Annotated in this window: 12 protein-coding genes; 8 read left to right on the forward strand and 4 right to left on the reverse strand. The window is 60.5% G+C overall.

The genetic code is table 11. The features are described 5' to 3' along the window. Positions 1–40: 40 nt before the first annotated feature. From cysM to rluF, 6 genes are all read left to right on the forward strand, one after another. Positions 41–937 (forward strand): cysteine synthase CysM, encoded by an 897-nt coding sequence (gene cysM, locus ACGLWX_RS00170; protein WP_396236362.1) that lies wholly within the window; start codon positions 41–43, stop codon positions 935–937. A gap of 117 nt (positions 938–1,054) precedes the next feature. Beyond that, complete coding sequence (locus tag ACGLWX_RS00175; RefSeq protein WP_396236364.1) at positions 1,055–2,473, forward strand: TRAM domain-containing protein; 1,419 nt, start codon at positions 1,055–1,057, stop codon at positions 2,471–2,473. A 65-nt stretch (positions 2,474–2,538) separates the two neighbouring features. After that, a complete protein-coding gene (gene relA / locus ACGLWX_RS00180; protein WP_396236366.1) occupies positions 2,539–4,815 on the forward strand; it encodes a GTP diphosphokinase in 2,277 nt (758 codons plus the stop codon). Beyond that, positions 4,815–5,642, forward strand: a complete 828-nt coding sequence (gene mazG / locus ACGLWX_RS00185) for a nucleoside triphosphate pyrophosphohydrolase (RefSeq protein ID WP_396236368.1) — start codon at positions 4,815–4,817, stop codon at positions 5,640–5,642. The genes relA and mazG overlap by 1 nt, the downstream gene beginning before the upstream one ends. A gap of 42 nt (positions 5,643–5,684) precedes the next feature. Then, positions 5,685–8,333 (forward strand): phosphoenolpyruvate carboxylase, encoded by a 2,649-nt coding sequence (ppc, locus tag ACGLWX_RS00190; RefSeq protein WP_396236370.1) that lies wholly within the window; start codon positions 5,685–5,687, stop codon positions 8,331–8,333. 72 nt (positions 8,334–8,405) lie between these two features. Further along, positions 8,406–9,473 carry a 23S rRNA pseudouridine(2604) synthase RluF gene (rluF, locus tag ACGLWX_RS00195; RefSeq protein ID WP_396236372.1) on the forward strand — a complete coding sequence of 356 codons (1,068 nt, stop codon included), beginning with the start codon at positions 8,406–8,408 and terminating at the stop codon, positions 9,471–9,473. A 77-nt stretch (positions 9,474–9,550) separates the two neighbouring features. Here the strand turns inward: rluF and ACGLWX_RS00200 are convergent, their stop codons facing one another. From ACGLWX_RS00200 to ACGLWX_RS00210, 3 genes are read right to left on the reverse strand one after another with little or no spacing between them, the layout of a single operon-like run. Then, entirely contained in the window at positions 9,551–10,210 is a 660-nt protein-coding gene (locus ACGLWX_RS00200) for an anthranilate synthase component II (protein WP_396236374.1), read from the reverse strand. Beyond that, positions 10,207–11,634, reverse strand: a complete 1,428-nt coding sequence (locus ACGLWX_RS00205) for an anthranilate synthase component I family protein (RefSeq protein WP_396236376.1) — start codon at positions 11,632–11,634, stop codon at positions 10,207–10,209. Before ACGLWX_RS00205 ends, ACGLWX_RS00200 begins: the two co-directional genes overlap by 4 nt. Further along, positions 11,631–11,918 carry a trp operon repressor gene (locus ACGLWX_RS00210; RefSeq protein ID WP_264297492.1) on the reverse strand — a complete coding sequence of 96 codons (288 nt, stop codon included), beginning with the start codon at positions 11,916–11,918 and terminating at the stop codon, positions 11,631–11,633. The genes ACGLWX_RS00205 and ACGLWX_RS00210 overlap by 4 nt, the downstream gene beginning before the upstream one ends. Positions 11,919–12,055: 137 nt before the next feature. On the opposite strand from ACGLWX_RS00210, the gene ACGLWX_RS00215 reads away from it, so the two are divergent. Continuing rightward, positions 12,056–13,951 carry a monovalent cation:proton antiporter-2 (CPA2) family protein gene (locus tag ACGLWX_RS00215; protein WP_396236378.1) on the forward strand — a complete coding sequence of 632 codons (1,896 nt, stop codon included), beginning with the start codon at positions 12,056–12,058 and terminating at the stop codon, positions 13,949–13,951. Positions 13,952–14,012: 61 nt separating this feature from the next. Here ACGLWX_RS00215 and ACGLWX_RS00220 read toward each other — a convergent pair whose 3' ends face one another. Further along, on the reverse strand, positions 14,013–14,909 hold the full coding sequence (locus tag ACGLWX_RS00220; RefSeq protein ID WP_396236380.1) for a LysR family transcriptional regulator: 897 nt from the start codon (positions 14,907–14,909) through the stop codon (positions 14,013–14,015). A 132-nt stretch (positions 14,910–15,041) separates the two neighbouring features. Here ACGLWX_RS00220 and aceE point away from each other — a divergent pair, with 132 nt between their 5' ends. After that, positions 15,042–17,714, forward strand: coding sequence for a pyruvate dehydrogenase (acetyl-transferring), homodimeric type (aceE, locus tag ACGLWX_RS00225; protein ID WP_396236382.1), 2,673 nt, complete (start codon positions 15,042–15,044; stop codon positions 17,712–17,714). Positions 17,715–17,768 lie beyond the last annotated feature (54 nt).

The following is a 17,768-nucleotide window of genomic DNA, read 5'->3' on the forward strand; positions in this document are numbered from 1 at the left end:
CGATATAATGCAACACAACGGTGATGATAAGGAATGGACGATGGACTATCCCACGCTTGAAGATGTGATCGGCAATACGCCGCTGGTGCGGTTAAAGCGCATCAGCGCCGGGCGTAACAACACGCTGTTGGCCAAGCTCGAAGGCAACAACCCGGCAGGCTCGGTGAAGGACCGCCCGGCGCTGTCGATGCTGGCCGAGGCCGAGGCGCGCGGTGAGATCACGCCAGGCGATACCCTCGTGGAAGCCACCTCGGGCAATACCGGCATTGCACTGGCAATGGCCGCCGCGATCAAGGGCTACAACATGGTGCTGGTGATGCCGGAAAACGCCTCCAGCGAGCGCAAGCAGGCCATGGCAGCCTTCGGGGCCACGCTAATTTCTGCAAGCCAGCAGGGCGGCATGGAAGAAGCCCGTGACATCGCCGATGAGATGATTGCTAGCGGCAAGGGCAAGCCTCTGAACCAGTTCGCCAACCCGGATAACCCGCTGGCGCACTATCGCACCACTGGCCCGGAGCTTTGGCGCCAGACCGGCGGCGAGATCACTCACTTCGTCAGCTCCATGGGCACCACCGGCACCATCATGGGTGTGTCGCGCTATTTGAAGGAGCAAAACAGCGCGATCGAGATCGTGGGTCTTCAGCCGGCAGACGGCGCGAGCATTCCCGGTATTCGCCGCTGGCCCGAAGCGTACCTTCCGGCCATCTTCGAGGCCCCGCGGGTGGACACGGTGCTCGATATTGGCCAAAAAGAGGCCGAAAGCCACATGCGAAGGCTGGCCCGGGAAGAGGGCATTCTTGCCGGCGTCTCCTCCGGCGGTAGCCTGGCGGGGGCGCTGCGCATTGCCGAGCAGGTGGAGAACGCGGTGATCGTCTTTATCGTCTGCGACCGTGGCGACCGCTACCTTTCGACCAACCTGTTCGATACGGAGTCCTAAGCCGGCACGTTTAACGATGCGCGTAGGGCTGAAAGCTCGGACAGGCTCCATTTTTTGAAACACGACGATTGGAATACACGATGCTCTGGATAGACCCCACGGTGCTGGATCGCTTTTATGCTGGGTAAAAAGCGGCCGCCGCGCCCTAAATCCGGCCACTCCGGGCTAGCTCGTACGCCCGCCGCTGCGCCTGTGAAAGGTGTCGAAGGCAGTGCCTTGACCATCGACCGGCTCGCCCACGACGGGCGCGGTATCGCCCATAACGCGGTGGGTAAAACCGTGTTCGTCGAAAAAGCGCTGCCCGGCGAAACCGTCGAAGCGGCGGTGCATATTCAGAGAAAGCGCTTCGACGAGGCTCACGTCAAGGCGCTTTTGACCCGCTCGGAGAACCGGGTCACGCCGCCGTGCCCCTATTTCGAGCGCTGCGGCGGCTGCGATTTGCAGCACCTGGCGCTTACGGCTCAGCGCGAGCACAAACGTCAGGTGGTCGAGGAGCTCTTCGCCCGCCAGGCCATGACGCTACCCGACGTTACGCTGCTCGACGGCGACACCGAGCACTACCGCCGCCGGGCCCGATTGGGCGTACGCGTGGATGGTCAGGAGAACGTGCTGCTGGGCTTTCGGGCAGCCGGTAGCCACCGCTTGGTGAACATCGAACACTGCCACGTGCTGGTGCCCGAGCTCTCAGGGCTGATCGCACCGCTCAAGGCGCTGCTCGACACCCTGAGCGCTCCGCGTCAGGTAGGGCATCTCGAGCTGATCAAACCCCTGGGGGCGCCGGTGGTGCTGGTGCGCCAGCTTAAGGCTAACGCCCAGGACGCTGCCGCCTGGCGCGACTTTGCATTGGCGCAGGGCGTGAGCGTCGGCGCCTTCGTCGGGCGTGAGAATGCGACACTCGAGTGGTTCGTCGAGGTGCCAGTCCTCGAGGACGAGCTGGGCCTTGGCGCAAGCGTTGTCGATCAAAAGGCGCCGGTCAACGTAACGCTCGGCTTCGAGCCCGGGGATTTTCTTCAGGTGAATCAACAGGTCAACCAGCGCATGGTGAACCAGGTGCTGGAGTGGCTGACACCGACGCTTGCATCTTCGCCGGCGCCACGCGTACTTGACCTCTTCGCCGGCATCGGTAACTTCAGTGTGCCGCTGGCGCTAAGTGGCGCGAGCGTGCACGCCGTCGAGGGTAGCCAGGACATGGTCGAGCGGATCGAGCAAAACGCCGCGCGCCACGGGCTCGAGTTAGTCGCACGTCAAGCGGACTTGAACCGCGAGGCGAGCGTGGCGGCGCTGTTCGAGGGCGACGAGGCCATTGAAGCGGTCGTGCTCGACCCGCCTCGCGACGGCGCCGAGGCGATTTGCCAAGCGCTTGGCCGCCACCGTGTGCCCAGTGTGGTGTATATCTCCTGCGACCCGGCAACGCTTGCTCGCGATGCGGCGCATCTTTCAAGTCAGGGCTATCGCATGGCGGCGGTGGCCGTGGCGGACATGTTCGTACATACCGCACACGTTGAAACGATGGTGCTGTTCGAATACCGAGGTTAGGCCCTCATTTGGCGCTACACTTACAGCGGGGTAAGCGCCGTTAGTTCAAAGGACGAGTCATTGCCATGGTGAAAGTGCGTGAAGACCAGCCGCTGACCCAGACCGGCCGGGTGGATGTAGAGCAGTGGTTGACGCGCTTGAAAGAGAGCGTTCGTCTACCCGAGCCCGAGCGGCTGATCGAGGCCTGCGAGCTGGCCGAAATGCTCGAGCGTCAGGCGCCCAAGACCCATCGCGTGTGGCTGTCGCCGGGCATGAGCTTTCGCATGGGGCTCGAGATGGCAGACATTCTCGCCGATCTCAAGCTCGATCAGGCAGCGCTCGAGGCGGCGGTGCTCTACCGCTCGGTGCGCGAAGGGCTGATCAGCCTTGAGGGCATCACCAAGCGCTTTGGCGAAGAGGTCTCCAGCCTGATCGACGGCGTGCTGCAGATGGCGGCCATCAGCTACCCGCTGGTCTCGAATCACGCCATGGCCCAGCACAACCAGCAGGAAAACCTGCGCAAGATGCTGGTCAACATGGTCAGCGACGTGCGCGTGGCGCTGATCAAGATCGCCGAGCGCACCTGCGCGCTGCGCCAAGTCAAGGACGCCCCGCGCGAGAAGTGCCTGCAGGTCGCCCGTGAGGTCGCCGATATCTACGCGCCGCTGGCGCACCGCCTCGGGATCGGCCAGATCAAGTGGGAGCTTGAGGATCTCTCGTTTCGCTACCTGCACGAGCAGGATTACAAGACCATCGCCAAGCTCCTGGCTGAAAAGCGCCTCGACCGTGATCGCTACATTCAGGACGTGGTGGGCACGCTCGAGACGCTGATGCGCGCCCAGAACATCAATGATTTCGACGTGAAAGGGCGCGCCAAGCACATATACTCGATCTGGCGCAAAATGAAGCGCAAGCGGATCGACTTCTCCCAGGTGCACGACGTCCGCGCGGTGCGCATTCTGGTGCCGGCGGTGACCGACTGCTACACGGTGCTGGGCATCGTGCATTCGCGCTGGCACCACGTGCCCAACGAATTCGACGACTACATCGCCAACCCGAAAAAAAATGGCTATCAGTCGCTTCACACCGCCGTCATGGGGCCGGAGAACAAGGTTCTCGAAATCCAGATTCGCACCTTCTCCATGCACGACGAAGCCGAGCTTGGCGTCTGTGCCCACTGGCGCTACAAGGGCCACGACACCAATGCCAAAAGCCGCAGCTACGAAGAGAAGATCGCCTGGCTTAGGCAGGTGCTCGAGTGGCAGGACGAGGTCGGTGGCTACGGTGACCTGCGCGAAGGGCTTGCAAGCGATGTCGCCCCGGATCGAATCTACGTGTTCACCCCGGACGGCCACGTGATCGATCTGCCGCGCATCGCCACGCCCATCGACTTCGCCTACCGGGTGCATACCGAAATCGGCCATCGCTGCCGCGGCGCCAAAATCAACGGGCGCATCGTGCCGCTCAACTACAAGCTGAAAACCGGTCAGCAGGTCGAAATCCTGACCGCGACCAAGGGCGGCCCCAGCCGCGACTGGCTCAACCCGAGCCTGGGTTACGTGCGCACCTCCCGCGCTCGGGCCAAAATCCAGGCCTGGTTCAAGTATCAGGCGCGGGATCAGAACCTGGAAGAAGGGAGGGCGCTGTTCGAGCGCGAGATGAAGCGCCTGGACGTCGACGGCCTCGATATGCAAAAGCTCGCCGAGGCGGTCAACTACCAAAGTGCCGATGATATGTACGCCGCTCTCGGGGCGGGGGACCTACGCATTGGCCAGGTGCTTCATCAGGCCCAGCAGCTCTTTGGCGAAAGCGACGATCAGGAAAAGCTCGAGCGGCTGTTGGCCAAGCCGCGCCGCCAGCAGAGCAAGGCCCCTCAGGGCGATATCACTGTACTGGGCGTAGGCAACCTGAAAACCAACATGGCGAACTGCTGCAACCCGGTACCCGGCGAGCCGATCATCGGCTTCATCACCCAAGGGCGCGGCGTGACGATTCACCGTCAGGAGTGCTCGAACGTGCTGCAGCACCGCCTCGACGAGCCGCAGCGCATCATCGAAGTGGAGTGGGGCGAGCGCGCCCACACCCGCTACCCGGTGGCCATCGAAATTCAGGCATGGGACCGCTCTGGCCTTCTGCGCGACGTGACCGGTCTTTTGGGCAATGAAAAGGTCAACGTGCTGGCGGTGAACACCCTTACCGACACCGACGAAAGCATCGCAAGGCTTCGTATCACGCTGGAAGTCGACGGTCTCGAAACCCTGGGGCGGCTTTTCTCACGCATTCAGCAACTGCCCAACGTCACCGAAGTGCGCCGGCTGCGCGACGCTGACCCGGACAAGAACGCGCGCAAGGGGAGCCACTGATGCGTTACGAACTGGCTGACCTGCTCGAATTGATGCGCGTGTTGCGCGACCCGACCCAAGGCTGCCCCTGGGATGTCGAGCAGCGCTGGGACACCATCGTGCCCCATACCATCGAAGAGGCGTATGAAGTCGCCGATGCCATCGAGCGGCGCGCCTTCGATGAGCTGCCCGGCGAACTCGGTGATTTGCTTTTTCAAATCGTTTACTACGCGCAGTTCGGCCATGAAGAGCAGCGCTTTGATTTTTTTGACGTGGTCGATACGCTCACGCGCAAGATGATTCGTCGCCACCCCCACGTGTTTCCCGAGGGTACGCTCGAATCGCGCCGTGCGCCGGAAGAAAGCGCTGACGATGTCGAACAGCGCCAGGTCAAACACCGCTGGGAAGCACTGAAGGCCGACGAGCGCGAGGGTCGCGCAGAGGAACGTTCCTCGGCACTCGACGACGTGCCGAGGGCGCTGCCGGCGCTGAGCCGTGCTCACAAGCTTTCCAAACGCGCCGCGCGGGTCGGGTTCGACTGGCCGGATACCCGCGGCGTGCTCGACAAGATTCGCGAAGAGCTTGGCGAAGTCGAAGAGGCGCTGGCCGCCAATGATACGGCCCACGCGCGCGAGGAAGTCGGGGATCTGCTGTTCGCCGTGGCCAATCTCGCGCGTACCCTCGATGCCGACCCCGAGACGTGCCTGCGCGCGACCAACGCCAAGTTCGAGCGCCGCTTTCGCTACGTCGAGCGCGGCCTTGAGGAGTCGCAGCGCTCGATGTCAAACGCCACTCTCGACGAAATGGAGCGCCACTGGCAGGCCGCCAAGCGCCAGGAGCGCAGTTAAAAACAACACCACCCCACATGGACTTTCCGGGAGGCCAGGTTAATGAGTCATGATCTACACGAATCGCTTCGTGAGAACGTACGTATTTTAGGCGACAGTCTTGGGCGTACTATCGCCGACGACCTGGGTCAGAGCTTCGTCGATAAAATCGAGACGATTCGCGCCCACGCCAAGCAGGGCCGCCAGGGCGATACGCTTCAGCAGCGCGCGCTGATCGAGTACCTGCGCGAGCTGCCCGAGCGTGATTTGCTACCGGTCACCCGCGCGTTCAACCAGTTTCTCAACTTGGCCAATATCGCCGAGCAGCACTACCGCGCGCGCTTTCGCCGCGTCGAGGATTACAAGCCCGGCACGCAGCCGGTGCTGGGCGAGCTTTTGGAGCGCGCCCGTCAGGCCGGCAACTCGCCGCGCTCGCTGGTCGAGACGCTGGCCAACATGCGCGTCGAGCTCGTGCTGACCGCTCACCCGACCGAAGTCATTCGCCGCACCCTGATTCAAAAATACGACGCCATCGACGAGTGCTTGAGCGTTATCGAAAGCGCTGACGAGTACCCCGAGCGCGGCGAACGCGCCCGCGGCCGGCTCAACGAGCTGATCAGCCAGGCCTGGCATACCGACGAAATTCGCCACGAGCGGCCGACCCCGGTGGACGAGGCCAAGTGGGGCTTCGCGGTGATCGAGAACTCGCTTTGGCAGGCGGTGCCGGATTTTCACCGCGATTTGGACAACCTGCTGCTGGAAACCGCCGGCGAGCGCCTGCCGCTGGACGCCGCGCCGATCCGCTACGCCTCCTGGATGGGCGGGGATCGTGATGGCAACCCGAACGTGACCGCGCGCGTGACCAAAGAGGTGCTGCTGCTCGGTCGCTGGATGGCGGCGGATCTCTACCTTCGCGATCTCGAGCAACTCAAGACCGAGCTTTCCATGTGGAAGGCGAACAGCGCCATGAAAGCCGAGGTGGGCGACGTGACCGAGCCCTACCGCGAGCTCTTGAAGCGCCTGCTGCAGAAGGTCGAGGCGACGCGCGACTGGGCGAAAGCCGGCCTCGATGGTCAAAACTTCGACGGCGGACCGATCATCGAAACCCGTGATCAGCTCTACGCGCCGCTTCTGGCCTGTTACCGCTCGCTTTGCGATGTCGGCTTGGACACCGTCGCCAACGGGGCGCTGCTCGATACGCTGCGCCGCGTGGCGGTGTTTGGCGTAACGCTCACCAAGCTCGACCTGCGCCAGGAGGCGAGCCGCCATACCCAACTGATGGAAGAGCTGACCAGCGAACTTGGCCTTGGCCACTACCAGCAGTGGGATGAGGCCGAGCGCCAGGCGTTTTTGCTCGAGGAGTTGGCCTCCAGCCGCCCGCTCATTCCAAGACGCTGGGAGTGCTCGGCGGAATCTCGTGAGGTGATCGATACCTTCAAGGTGATTGCGGGTGAGCACGCCGAGGCGCTGGGCACCTATATCATCTCCATGGCCGCCGAGCCCTCGGACGTACTCACCGTCGCACTTTTGATGAAAGAGACCGGTGGGCGCGTGTCGCTACCCATTGCCCCGCTGTTCGAGACGCTCAACGACCTGGACAACGCCGCTGGCGCCATCGATAAACTCCTGGCGCTGCCGGGCTATCGGTCGCTGGTCAAGGACCGCCAGGAAGTGATGATCGGCTACTCCGACTCCGCCAAGGACGCCGGTCAGCTGGCCGCGGCCTGGGCGCAGTACCGCGCTCAGGAGTCGCTGGTCGAGGTGTGCAAGCGCCACGGGGTCGACTTGACGCTGTTTCACGGGCGCGGCGGCACCGTCGGGCGAGGAGGCGGCCCGGCCCACGCGGCGATTTTGTCCCAGCCGCCGGGCTCGGTGAACGGAAGTTTGAGGGTGACCGAGCAGGGCGAGATGATTCGCTTCAAGTTTGGCCAACCGGATATCGCGCTGCGCTCGATGGAGATTTACGCCTGCGCGGTGCTGGAGGCCACACTGCTGCCACCGCCGGCCCCGCAGCCCGAGTGGCGCAAGGAGATGGACGAGCTCGCCCGCGTGGCGCACGCGGGCTACGTCGGCGTGGTTCGCGAGGACCCGGATTTCGTGCCCTATTTCCGCGCGGTGACGCCGGAAGGCGCCCTGGGGCGGCTGCCGCTGGGCTCGCGACCGACTAAACGGCGCCAGGACGGCGGCGTGGAAACCCTGCGTGCCATCCCCTGGATCTTCGCCTGGACCCAGATACGCCTGATGCTGCCGGCCTGGCTTGGCAGCGGCGAGGCTTTCGCCAATCGCCTCGAGCAACCCGGCGGGCGAGAAGTCCTTCAGGAGATGCGCCGCGAGTGGCCGTTTTTCGGCACCTATCTCGACATGCTCGAGATGCTGTTGGCCAAGGCGGACGTGGCGATCGCCGCCTACTACGAGCACCGGCTGGTAGACGAGCCCTCACTCAAGGCGCTGGGTAAACAGCTGCGTGAGCGCTTTGCGCGCCTTGAAATCGCGGTACTGGATATCGCCGATCAAAAGGCGCTGTTGGAGAACACGCCGCTGATTCGTCAGGCGATCGACGTACGCAATCCCTACATCGACCCGCTTCACGGCCTGCAGGCGGAGCTTTTGCAGCGTAACCGCGACGCCGACGGCGCGATCAGCGCCGATCTTTCGCGGGCGTTAATGGTGACCATGGCCGGCATCGCCGCCGGGCTCAGAAACACCGGATAACGCGCGAGGCGTGTCCTCTGGCCGCCGCCCCTGGGCGGCGGCGTTTCTTTTTAAACGCAAGTCAGGCGTGTTATGTCGCTTAAAACATCGACCCGGATCAACAAGTACATCAGCGAAAGCGGGCTCTGCTCGCGCCGCGAGGCCGACCGCTTCGTCGAGCAGGGCAACGTCTACATCAACGGGCGCCGCGCGACGACCGGCGATCAGGTCGTGGCCGGCGACCGGGTCAAGGTCAACGGTCAGGAGATCGAACCTCAGGAAGCCGAGGATCTGGTGCTGATCGCGCTGAATAAGCCGGTGGGGATCGTCAGCACCACCGAGTCCAGCGAAAAGGCCAATATCGTCGATTTCGTGGGCCACGGCGTGCGTATCTTCCCCATCGGTCGCCTCGATAAGGACTCTCAGGGGCTGATCCTGCTGACCAACAACGGCGACTTGGTCAACAAGATTCTCAGAGCCAACAACAATCACGAAAAGGAGTACGTGGTCACGGTCAACAAGCCCGTGACCGACGAGTTTATTGAAGGTATGCAGGCCGGCGTGCCGATCCTTGGCCAAGTCACCAAAAAGTGCAAGGTGGAGAAGGTGTCGACGTTTGCCTTCAACATCACCCTGGTGCAGGGTCTAAATCGCCAGATTCGCCGCATGTGCGAATACTTCGGTTTCGAGGTGGTGGAACTCGTGCGTACGCGCATCATGAACGTTGCGCTCAAGGGCCTGGCACTGGGTGATTGGCGCGATCTAACGCCCAAGGAGATCGACACGATCGTCCGTCTCACCGAGGGCTCCGAGGACGCGCCGCCGCCCGCGACGCAAAAGCCGAAACCGCGCGCGAAAAAGGGCGCCCCCCGCCAGGCGGGTGCCCCGAAGGCGCGAAGCGGTACCGCTCACAAGACCAAACCCGCAGGGCGAGGTAAACCTGGTAGCGGCAAACCCGCGCCCAAAGGGGCCGGCAAGCCGCCGGTAAAGGGCAAGCCAAAGGCGGCAGGTAATGCCGCTCAGGCAAAGCGATCAGGAAAGCCCGCCGGCAAGTCGGCCACTAAAACCGCCGGTAAGCCTTTGGCCAAAAACGGCGGCAAGCCGGCAGGAAAGGGGCGGGCCACATCGGCCAAACCCGCTCGGGGTAAAGGCAAGCGCTAGCGCTGCCAAACGGCCTCCCGTAATCAAAAAACCGAGCGCTTGTAAAAGCGCTCGGTTTTTTATGGATATTCGAAGCATCACGCCAGCAGGAAGTTACCGATCAGCTCCTTGCCGCCTTCGGTGGCGAACGACTCCGGGTGGAACTGGATGCCGTGAATCGGATAGTCGCGGTGCTTGACGCCCATCAGCTCGAACTCGCCGGCGGCCTGCCAGCGCTCGCGCTCGGCAAAGTTCGACGCCTGGAGCCCGCCGACGGTCGCGGTCACTTCCAAACACTCGGGAAGCGAGGCCGCATCGGCAATCAGCGAGTGGTAGCGCATTACCTCGAGCTGGTCGGGCACGGCCTTGAAGACCGAGCGGCCGTCGTGGTTGATCGGGCTGATTTTGCCGTGCATCGGCAGCGGCGCCTTGATCACCTGCCCACCAAAGACGTGAACGATGCCCTGCATCCCTAGACACACGCCCAAAAGCGGTGTGGTCGGGCCCAGCTTCTCGATCACCTCACCGCAGACGCCGAAATAGCGCGGGTCATCCGGCGAACCCGGCCCGGGCGAGATGATGATGCGATCCGGCGCCATGGCCGCCACGGCGTCGAAGTCGATCTCGTCGTTGCGCTTGACCGTGATGCTAAAGCGCTCGAGCGCGCCGCGGTTTTTCTCAGCGGTCAGTATCTCGCCGATGAACTGGTAGAGGTTGTAGGTGAAGGAGTCGTAGTTGTCGATGATCAGGACGTTCATGCCGGGCTCTCCGTGGCGGTTTCAGATCCTTTGACGTCATCCGGCTCGTCCATGAACGGTGCCAGGGCCTTGCGGGTGCCGGCGAACTTGCGGCGGATCTCCTCGTACTCGTCCTCGGCGTTGCTGTCATAAACGTTGCCGCCGCAGGTCTGCACGTAGGCGTTTTCGCCGTTGACGAACACCGTGCGGATGGGAATAGCGAAGGTGCAGTCGCCGTTGAAGGAAAACTGGCCCACCGCACCGCCGTAGGGGCCGCGGCCATCGGTTTCCAGATCATCGATGATCTTCATCGCCTCGATTTTTGGCGCGCCGGTCAGCGTCCCCGCGGGGAAGTTGCTGGCAAGCGCGGTGAACATATCCTCGTTTTGATCGATGATACCGACGATCTCGCTGGAGATATGCTGCACGTGGCTAAAGCGTTTGATGTCCATCAGGCTTCGCACCTTCACCGTGCCGAACTGGGCGACCCGACCGATATCGTTGCGGTGCAGGTCTACGATCATGTTGTGCTCGGCGATCTCCTTGGGGTCGTTCAACAGCGCGCGGGCAAGCTGGGTGTCTTCCTGGGCGTTCTTGCCGCGGGTCGTTGTGCCGGCCAGTGGAAAGGTCTCCATTTCTCCCTGGCGCAGGCGAAACAGAAGCTCGGGGCTTGCGCCGATCAGCCGCTGTTCGCCGAACTTCACAAAATACATTTGCGGTGACGGGTTGATGCGCCTGAGTTCGCCGTAAAGCGCTAACGTGTCGCCTTCGATGCGAAAGCGCTTTTTGAAGCCTACCTCGCACTGGAACACCTTGCCGTCGACGATATCCTGCTTCACCTTTGCCACCGCCGCCGCGTGCTCGTCGCGGGTCATGGTGTCGCCAAGTGCGGTAATCTTGAGCGCGCCGGGGCTAACGTCGTCGGATTCGATCAGCCCCTGCAAATACTCGAAGCGGCTGTCGTCATAGTAAAAGTAGGTGACCTCACCGGTCATCTTGTCGAGAATCAGCCCGTCCTTGTAAAGGCCGAAGCGGAAAGTGTCGAAATCGTCGCTCGCCTTGAGGTTAAGCGTCGGCTCGAAATACTGCATGGCGTCGTAACCCAGATAACCCGACAGGCCGCCGGCGTACTTGCGCGAGATGATGTTCTGCGGCATCAGCGAGCGTAGAAGCTCATAAGGGTTGTCGCTTTCGTGGTGATTGATGTCACCGTCGCGGTGCTCGATCGTAAGCGTTTGTCCGTTAGCGTAGATCAAGTACTCCGGGTCGAAGCCGATGATAGAGTGGCGCGCCATGTGGCTATCTTCGCCCAGGGATTCGAGCATGTAGCAGTTCTCGAAGGCACGTTCGATCTTTTGAAACAGCGCGAAGAAATCGCAGTCGGCGGCAAGCGTGACGTAGTGCGGCTTGCGCGGCAGAGTAAAAGGCGTGGGGCCGGCGCTCATGGCGTGTCCTTGAATACGTGCGTGTTGGAAGAAAATGCGCGGGCGCCTCGGGAAACCGTGGCGATACCGACGCCCAGGGTTTCGGCGATTTTTCGGTGTGCCACGCCTTCATCGAGCAGCTTGAAAATTTGTAGCCGTTTAGCGATTTCCTGATATTCTGACGGCGTTAGCAGGCTATCGAGCGCGTCATCCATCGCGTGCGCGGTGTCGATGTCGAGCAGATAGCGGACGAGCTCGGACTTGAAACCATCCTCTGCCGCCCCATCCGGTACGTTGTTAGCCACGTCAAAAAAGCCTTTTTCGATTGTACTAGCGTACTAGTACATAACGTTTTAGTGCGGTCTGTCAAGCCGGCCGCGTTTCAGCGCCGCTGTTGCGTATAACATCTTTATCAAGCGCGCCGCGCACCCCGAGAGAGTCGATGACCCACATTTTCATTCAAGCCTTTATCTATCTACTCGCGGCGGTGATCGCCGTGCCGCTGGCCAAGCGTTTCGGCCTTGGCTCGGTGTTGGGATATCTGGTCGCGGGTGTGGTGATCGGCCCGGCGCTCGGGCTGGTCGGTCAGGAGACCGACACCATCCAGCACTTCGCCGAGTTTGGCGTGGTGATGATGCTGTTTCTGGTCGGCATGGAGCTCGACCCGAAAAGTCTCTGGGCGATGCGCGTCAGGCTTTTGGGCCTGGGCGGGCTCCAGGTGGTACTGACCGCCGCCGCCGGCACCGCGATCGGCGTATGGCTCGGCGTGGTGTGGCAAACGGCGCTGGCCGTCGGGCTGGTGCTGGCGCTTTCCTCTACCGCCATCGTGCTCCAAACGCTGAACGAAAAGGGGCTCGCCGCCACCGAAGGCGGGCGCAGCGCGTTCTCCATTTTGCTGTTTCAGGACATGGCGGTCATTCCCATTTTGGCACTGATTCCGCTGCTGGCGGTGGCCGGCGTGGACACAAGCTCGACTCAGGCCGGTCACGACAATGCCGACCTGGTGGCGAGTCTACCGGGCTGGGCCCACGCGCTGGTGGTAGTGGGGGCCGTAGGGTTTGTCATCGGCGCCGGTTATTACCTGATGCCGCTGCTGTTTCGCTACGTAGTGAAATCCAATCTTCGTGAAATCTTTACCGCCAGTGCCCTGATGCTGGTGATCGGCATCGCCGCGCTGATGGGGCTGGTGAATCTTTCGCCAGCGCTGGGCGCTTTTCTGGCCGGCGTGGTGCTGGCGAACAGTGAGTTCAAGCACGAGCTCGAGGCCAATATCGAGCCGTTCAAGGGGCTATTGCTGGGGCTTTTCTTCATTACCGTTGGGGCGGGCATCAATTTCAGCGTGCTCATCGAGCAGTGGCATGCCGTGGTGCTGCTGGGCGTTGGCGTCATGGCGGTCAAGGGGGCGCTGCTGATTGGGCTTGCCTACGCGTTCGGCATTCGCGGCAGCAACGGCTGGCTGATGACGCTAAGCCTGGCCCAGGCCGGCGAGTTCGGCTTCGTGCTTTTGACCTACACGCGTCAGAACGGCGTCATCGGTGAGGGGCTTGCCGAGCTGCTGGCGCTGGTGGTGGCGTTTTCGATGTTTTTGACGCCGCTTCTGTTCATCGCCTTTGACAAGCTCGTGGTGCCGCGCTATCTCGCCGGTAAAACCGAGCCTCAAGAGGCGGATGACTTCGACGAGCAGTCGCCGGTGATCGTGGCCGGCGCCGGGCGCTTTGGTCAGATCGTCTGCCGGCTTTTGAGAGCGAGCGATGTGCCTTTGGTCGCGCTGGATTTAGAGCTCAAGCAGATAGAGAACGCACGCAGTATCAACATCACAAGCTATTTTGGTGATGCCAGCCGCGCGGATCTGCTCGACCGCGCCGGCATCGCCAACGCCCGCTTGCTGGTGGTGGCGATCGACGACCTGGACCGCGCCGTGAGCACCGTCGAGCACGTCAAACGCTTTTATCCGAACGTGTGGGTGCTGGCCCGCGCCTATGACCGCGGCCACGGCTATCGCCTGCGCGAGGCAGGCGCCGACGACGTCGTTAGCGAAACCTACCACTCGGCTTTGGAGCTTGGCAGCCACGCGCTCACCGCGCTCGGCGTACACCCGATGCGCGCCAAAAAGATGGCCTGGTCTTTCGTGCAAAGCGAAGACGCGCACGATGCGGAGCTATTCGAGGCCTGGAAAGAGATCGAAGGCGGCCAGCGCTTCAGCCGCCGTTATGGCGAGCTCTTCAGGCGTTTGGAAGAAGCGCTTAGCAGCGCCATGGATGAACAGGAGAACGAGCCACAAAAAGAGGACGTGCCGATCTGGACCGCGCCGGTAGACGTGCCGGATAAAAAAGAGTGATCGAGTTTCAGACGAAAGGGCGTACAGCGCATAGGTGACGGCGAACACGTTTAAAGGCGAGTCAGCCCAGCGTTTGGGTCAACGCGCTGGCGATCACCTCGACGAGTCTTTTGGACCGGTGGTTGATGGCGCGGTTGGGGTAAATAGCCACGATTTCCAGAGGAGCCGGCGTGTGATCGAGATTGATCTCGATCAGGCGACCGGTGTCGAGATGCTGCTCGCAAAAAACTCTGGGTATGATGGCGTAACCGATACCCTTTAGTGCGCCGGCAATCAGCAGTTGGCTACTATCCACCTTATAGTGCGAGCTGACGTTGAGGTGAAATAACGCGTTATCCTGGCCAATGAAGTGCCAGGGGTTCTCTTTAAGAGCGAGAAGTGTCGATAGGCAGGGCAAACTTTCAAGCTCTGCGATAGCCTTTGGCGTTCCATACGTTTTTATCAACTCAGGGGAGGCAACAACGACACTGGAAAGTTTAACGAGTTGTCGCATGATTAAACTACTGTCTTCTAAGTTACCGCGATGATAGGCAATGGAAATGTCGATATCCCTCCTTACGGGATCCAGCGGTGCCATGCTTGTAATGCACTCGATAGAGACGTTGGGATGGGTAAGTGCAAACTCGGCAATTATCTCATTAAGCCATTTAACGCCAAACTCGGAAGGTATCGCCAAGGTGATCTTTCCGGATAAGTAGCCTTGCTCGGACTTTATCTCGTTTTCAACCTCGTCGAGCTCGGTGATAAGTGACGCTGCTTTTTGATAAATACGCTTGCCTTCTTCGGTCATGCGAAGGTGCCGGGTACTTCGCAGTATCAACTGTTTGCCCAGCTGATTCTCGAGCTGTGTGAGCTGCCTGGCGACCGTCGAGTTGGGAATTCCCAGCGCCTTTGAGGCCGCCGTTATCGACCCCTGATCGGCAATGATCACGAATATTTTCAAGTAATTTAAATTCATTTCACCAGATCTGGGAAAGTGTTTTTCATAAAGTAATGTTGTGTGCTACTAAAGTCAATATTAAGGTTTTGACATCATGTTATATGGCTTTTAAGTGACGCCAGCCCGTGTTTTACGTTATTCGAGGTTGATATGAAAGATACTGTTGAAATAGATAAAAGTGAAACACAAGAATGGCTGGATGCATTAGCGTCGGTCGTCGATAGAGAAGGCGAAAATAGAGCGCGATTTCTATTTGATTCATTACACTCTTATTCAGACAAACAGGGTTTAAATATCGCGCGCACGTTCAATACCGCGCACTGTAATACGATTGCCGTCAGTGATGAGCCGGACTACCCGGGTAATCTCGATATTGAGCGTAAACTTCGTGCGGCCATTCGCTGGAACAGTATAGCCATGGTCGTGCGCGCCAATGCAAAAGACAAAAGTATCGGCGGTCACCTTGCAAGCTATATGTCCAGCAGTACGCTTTACGAGGTGGGATTCAACCATTTTTTCAAAGGATCATCCTCGCGCTGTGAAGGAGATCTGGTCTATTTTCAGGGCCATATCTCGCCGGGCATCTACGCTAGAAGCTATCTCGAAGGGCGTTTGAGCGAGGAACAGCTGGACCGCTTTCGCCGCGAAGTCGGTGGTGGCGGGCTGCCTTCCTACCCGCACCCTTACCTCATGCCGGACTATTGGCAGTTCTCAACGGTGTCGATGGGGCTCGGGCCGATTCAGGCGATCTATCAGGCGCGCCTGATGAAGTACCTTCATAACCGGGACTTAAAGCCTCTTGGTGAGCGTAAGGTATGGGCCTTTCTCGGTGATGGTGAGTGCGATGAGGTCGAGACGCTCGGCGCTTTGAACCTGGCAAGCCGTGAGAAACTCGACAATCTGATATTTGTGATCAACTGCAATCTTCAGCGCCTTGACGGGCCGGTACGCGGCAACGACCGCGTCATGGAGGAGCTCGAAAGCTCATTTTTGGGTAGCCACTGGAACGTCATCAAGGTCGTTTGGGGGAGCGGCTGGGATGCGCTGCTCGAAAGCGATCACGATGGCCGCCTGCAGCGGCTGATGAACGAAACCGTCGACGGCGAGTATCAAAACTTCAAGGCCCAGGGCGGCGCTTATACGCGCACGCATTTTTTCGGTAAGGATCCCGAGCTGCTTGCACGCGTCGAGCACTTATCGGACCAGGACATCGAAGAGCTGACACGCGGCGGCCACGACTCGTCGAAGATTTACGCCGCCTATCAAAAAGCCGTCAAAAGTACCAACGGCAAACCCACCGTGATTCTCGCGCATACCGTAAAGGGGTACGGCATGGGAAGCGAGCATGGTGAGGCCGACATGGAAGCGCACAACATCAAAACCATGGAGCTTGAAGGGCTCAAGCGTTTGCGTGATCGTTTTGCTATTCCCGTCAGCGATGAGCAGCTCAAAAGCGGCCCGATGCCCTATTACCGGCCAGGTAATGACGCCCCGGAAACCGACTACCTTCATGCGCGGCGCACGCTGCTCGGCGGGTACCTGCCCGCGCGCAATACCGACCACGAGACGCTATCCATCCCGGCGCTTGACGACAAGGTATTCACCGCGCAGTTAAAGGGAACGGGCGAGCGCAAAATATCGTCCACGATGGCGTTCGTTAGAGTGTTGACCGGGTTTACCAAGCACAAGCAGCTGGGCGAGCGGATCGTACCCATCATTCCCGATGAAGCGCGCACCTTCGGCATGGAAGGCATGTTTCGTCAGTTGGGCATCTATGCGGCGGGCGGGCAGAAATACGCGCCTGTCGATGCCGGCCAGATCATGTACTACCGCGAAGACATCAAGGGCCAGATTCTCGAGGAAGGTATCACCGAAGCCGGTGCGATGGCCTCCTGGATCGCGGCGGCCACCTCCCATGCCAATCATGGCAAGATGCTGATCCCGTTTTATATCTACTATGCAATGTTTGGTTTTCAGCGCATCGGGGATCTTGCCTGGGCCGCCGGCGATATGCTGACGCGTGGTTTCATGGTCGGCGGCACCGCCGGGCGTACCACCATCAATGGTGAAGGCCTGCAGCACCAGGACGGTCACAGCCACCTAATGGCCTCCGCCATCCCTAACTGCCGTACCTATGACCCTACCTACGGTTATGAAATCGCCGTCATCGTTCAGCACGGTTTAAAAGAAATGTACGAACGGCACAAGGAGTGCTTTTACTACCTGACGATCATGAACGAAAACTACGCTCATCCCGCCATGCCTGACGGCGCCCAGGAGGGCATCATTCGTGGTATGTACTTGCTGCAGGCAGGCGAGGACGACCAAAAAACCCGCGTTCAACTACTAGGCTCGGGCACCATACTGCGCGAGGCCGAAGCCGCGCGGGAACTGCTGCTCGATTTTGGCGTAGCCGCCGATGTGTGGAGTGTGACTAGTTTCAACGAGCTGCGTCGCGAAGCGCTCGAGTACGACCGGCAACGATTTATGAAACCCCAAGAGGTGCATGAAAAACCCTGGCTCACTCAAGCACTCGAAAACCGCTCAGGCCCGGTCATTGCGGCCACGGATTACATGAAACTTTACGCCGACCAGGTGCGCGCCTGGGTGCCGAATGACTACTACGTTCTGGGCACCGATGGCTTTGGCCGCTCCGACAGTCGCGAACAGCTGCGCGCCTTTTTCGAGGTCGACCGCTATTACATTGCCTGGATGGCGCTCGTAGCCCTTTGCGAGAAAGGTGAGGTCAGCGCCGACATGGTCGAGCAAGCCATGAATCGCTTCAATATCGAGCCTGACCGGCTTTCTCCGCTTGTTAGTTAAACGTTGGTGAGTGCTTGAGACTAAAACGACAATCGGCAACAGAGGGAGAGAAAA

The organism is Halomonas sp. HMF6819 (assembly GCF_044335525.1).
Classification (GTDB): Bacteria; Pseudomonadota; Gammaproteobacteria; order Pseudomonadales; family Halomonadaceae; genus Vreelandella.

Bases quoted from the DNA above. Each gene is read 5' to 3' on its own strand.
- cysM (WP_396236362.1), top strand. From the start codon at position 41: ATGGACTATCCCACGCTTGAAGATGTGATCGGCAATACGCCGCTGGTG.
- ACGLWX_RS00175 (WP_396236364.1), top strand. From the start codon at position 1,055: ATGCTGGGTAAAAAGCGGCCGCCGCGCCCTAAATCCGGCCACTCCGGG.
- relA (WP_396236366.1), top strand. From the start codon at position 2,539: ATGGTGAAAGTGCGTGAAGACCAGCCGCTGACCCAGACCGGCCGGGTG.
- mazG (WP_396236368.1), top strand. From the start codon at position 4,815: ATGCGTTACGAACTGGCTGACCTGCTCGAATTGATGCGCGTGTTGCGC.
- ppc (WP_396236370.1), top strand. From the start codon at position 5,685: ATGAGTCATGATCTACACGAATCGCTTCGTGAGAACGTACGTATTTTA.
- rluF (WP_396236372.1), top strand. From the start codon at position 8,406: ATGTCGCTTAAAACATCGACCCGGATCAACAAGTACATCAGCGAAAGC.
- ACGLWX_RS00200 (WP_396236374.1), bottom strand. From the start codon at position 10,210: ATGAACGTCCTGATCATCGACAACTACGACTCCTTCACCTACAACCTC.
- ACGLWX_RS00205 (WP_396236376.1), bottom strand. From the start codon at position 11,634: ATGAGCGCCGGCCCCACGCCTTTTACTCTGCCGCGCAAGCCGCACTAC.
- ACGLWX_RS00215 (WP_396236378.1), top strand. From the start codon at position 12,056: ATGACCCACATTTTCATTCAAGCCTTTATCTATCTACTCGCGGCGGTG.
- ACGLWX_RS00220 (WP_396236380.1), bottom strand. From the start codon at position 14,909: ATGAATTTAAATTACTTGAAAATATTCGTGATCATTGCCGATCAGGGG.
- aceE (WP_396236382.1), top strand. From the start codon at position 15,042: ATGAAAGATACTGTTGAAATAGATAAAAGTGAAACACAAGAATGGCTG.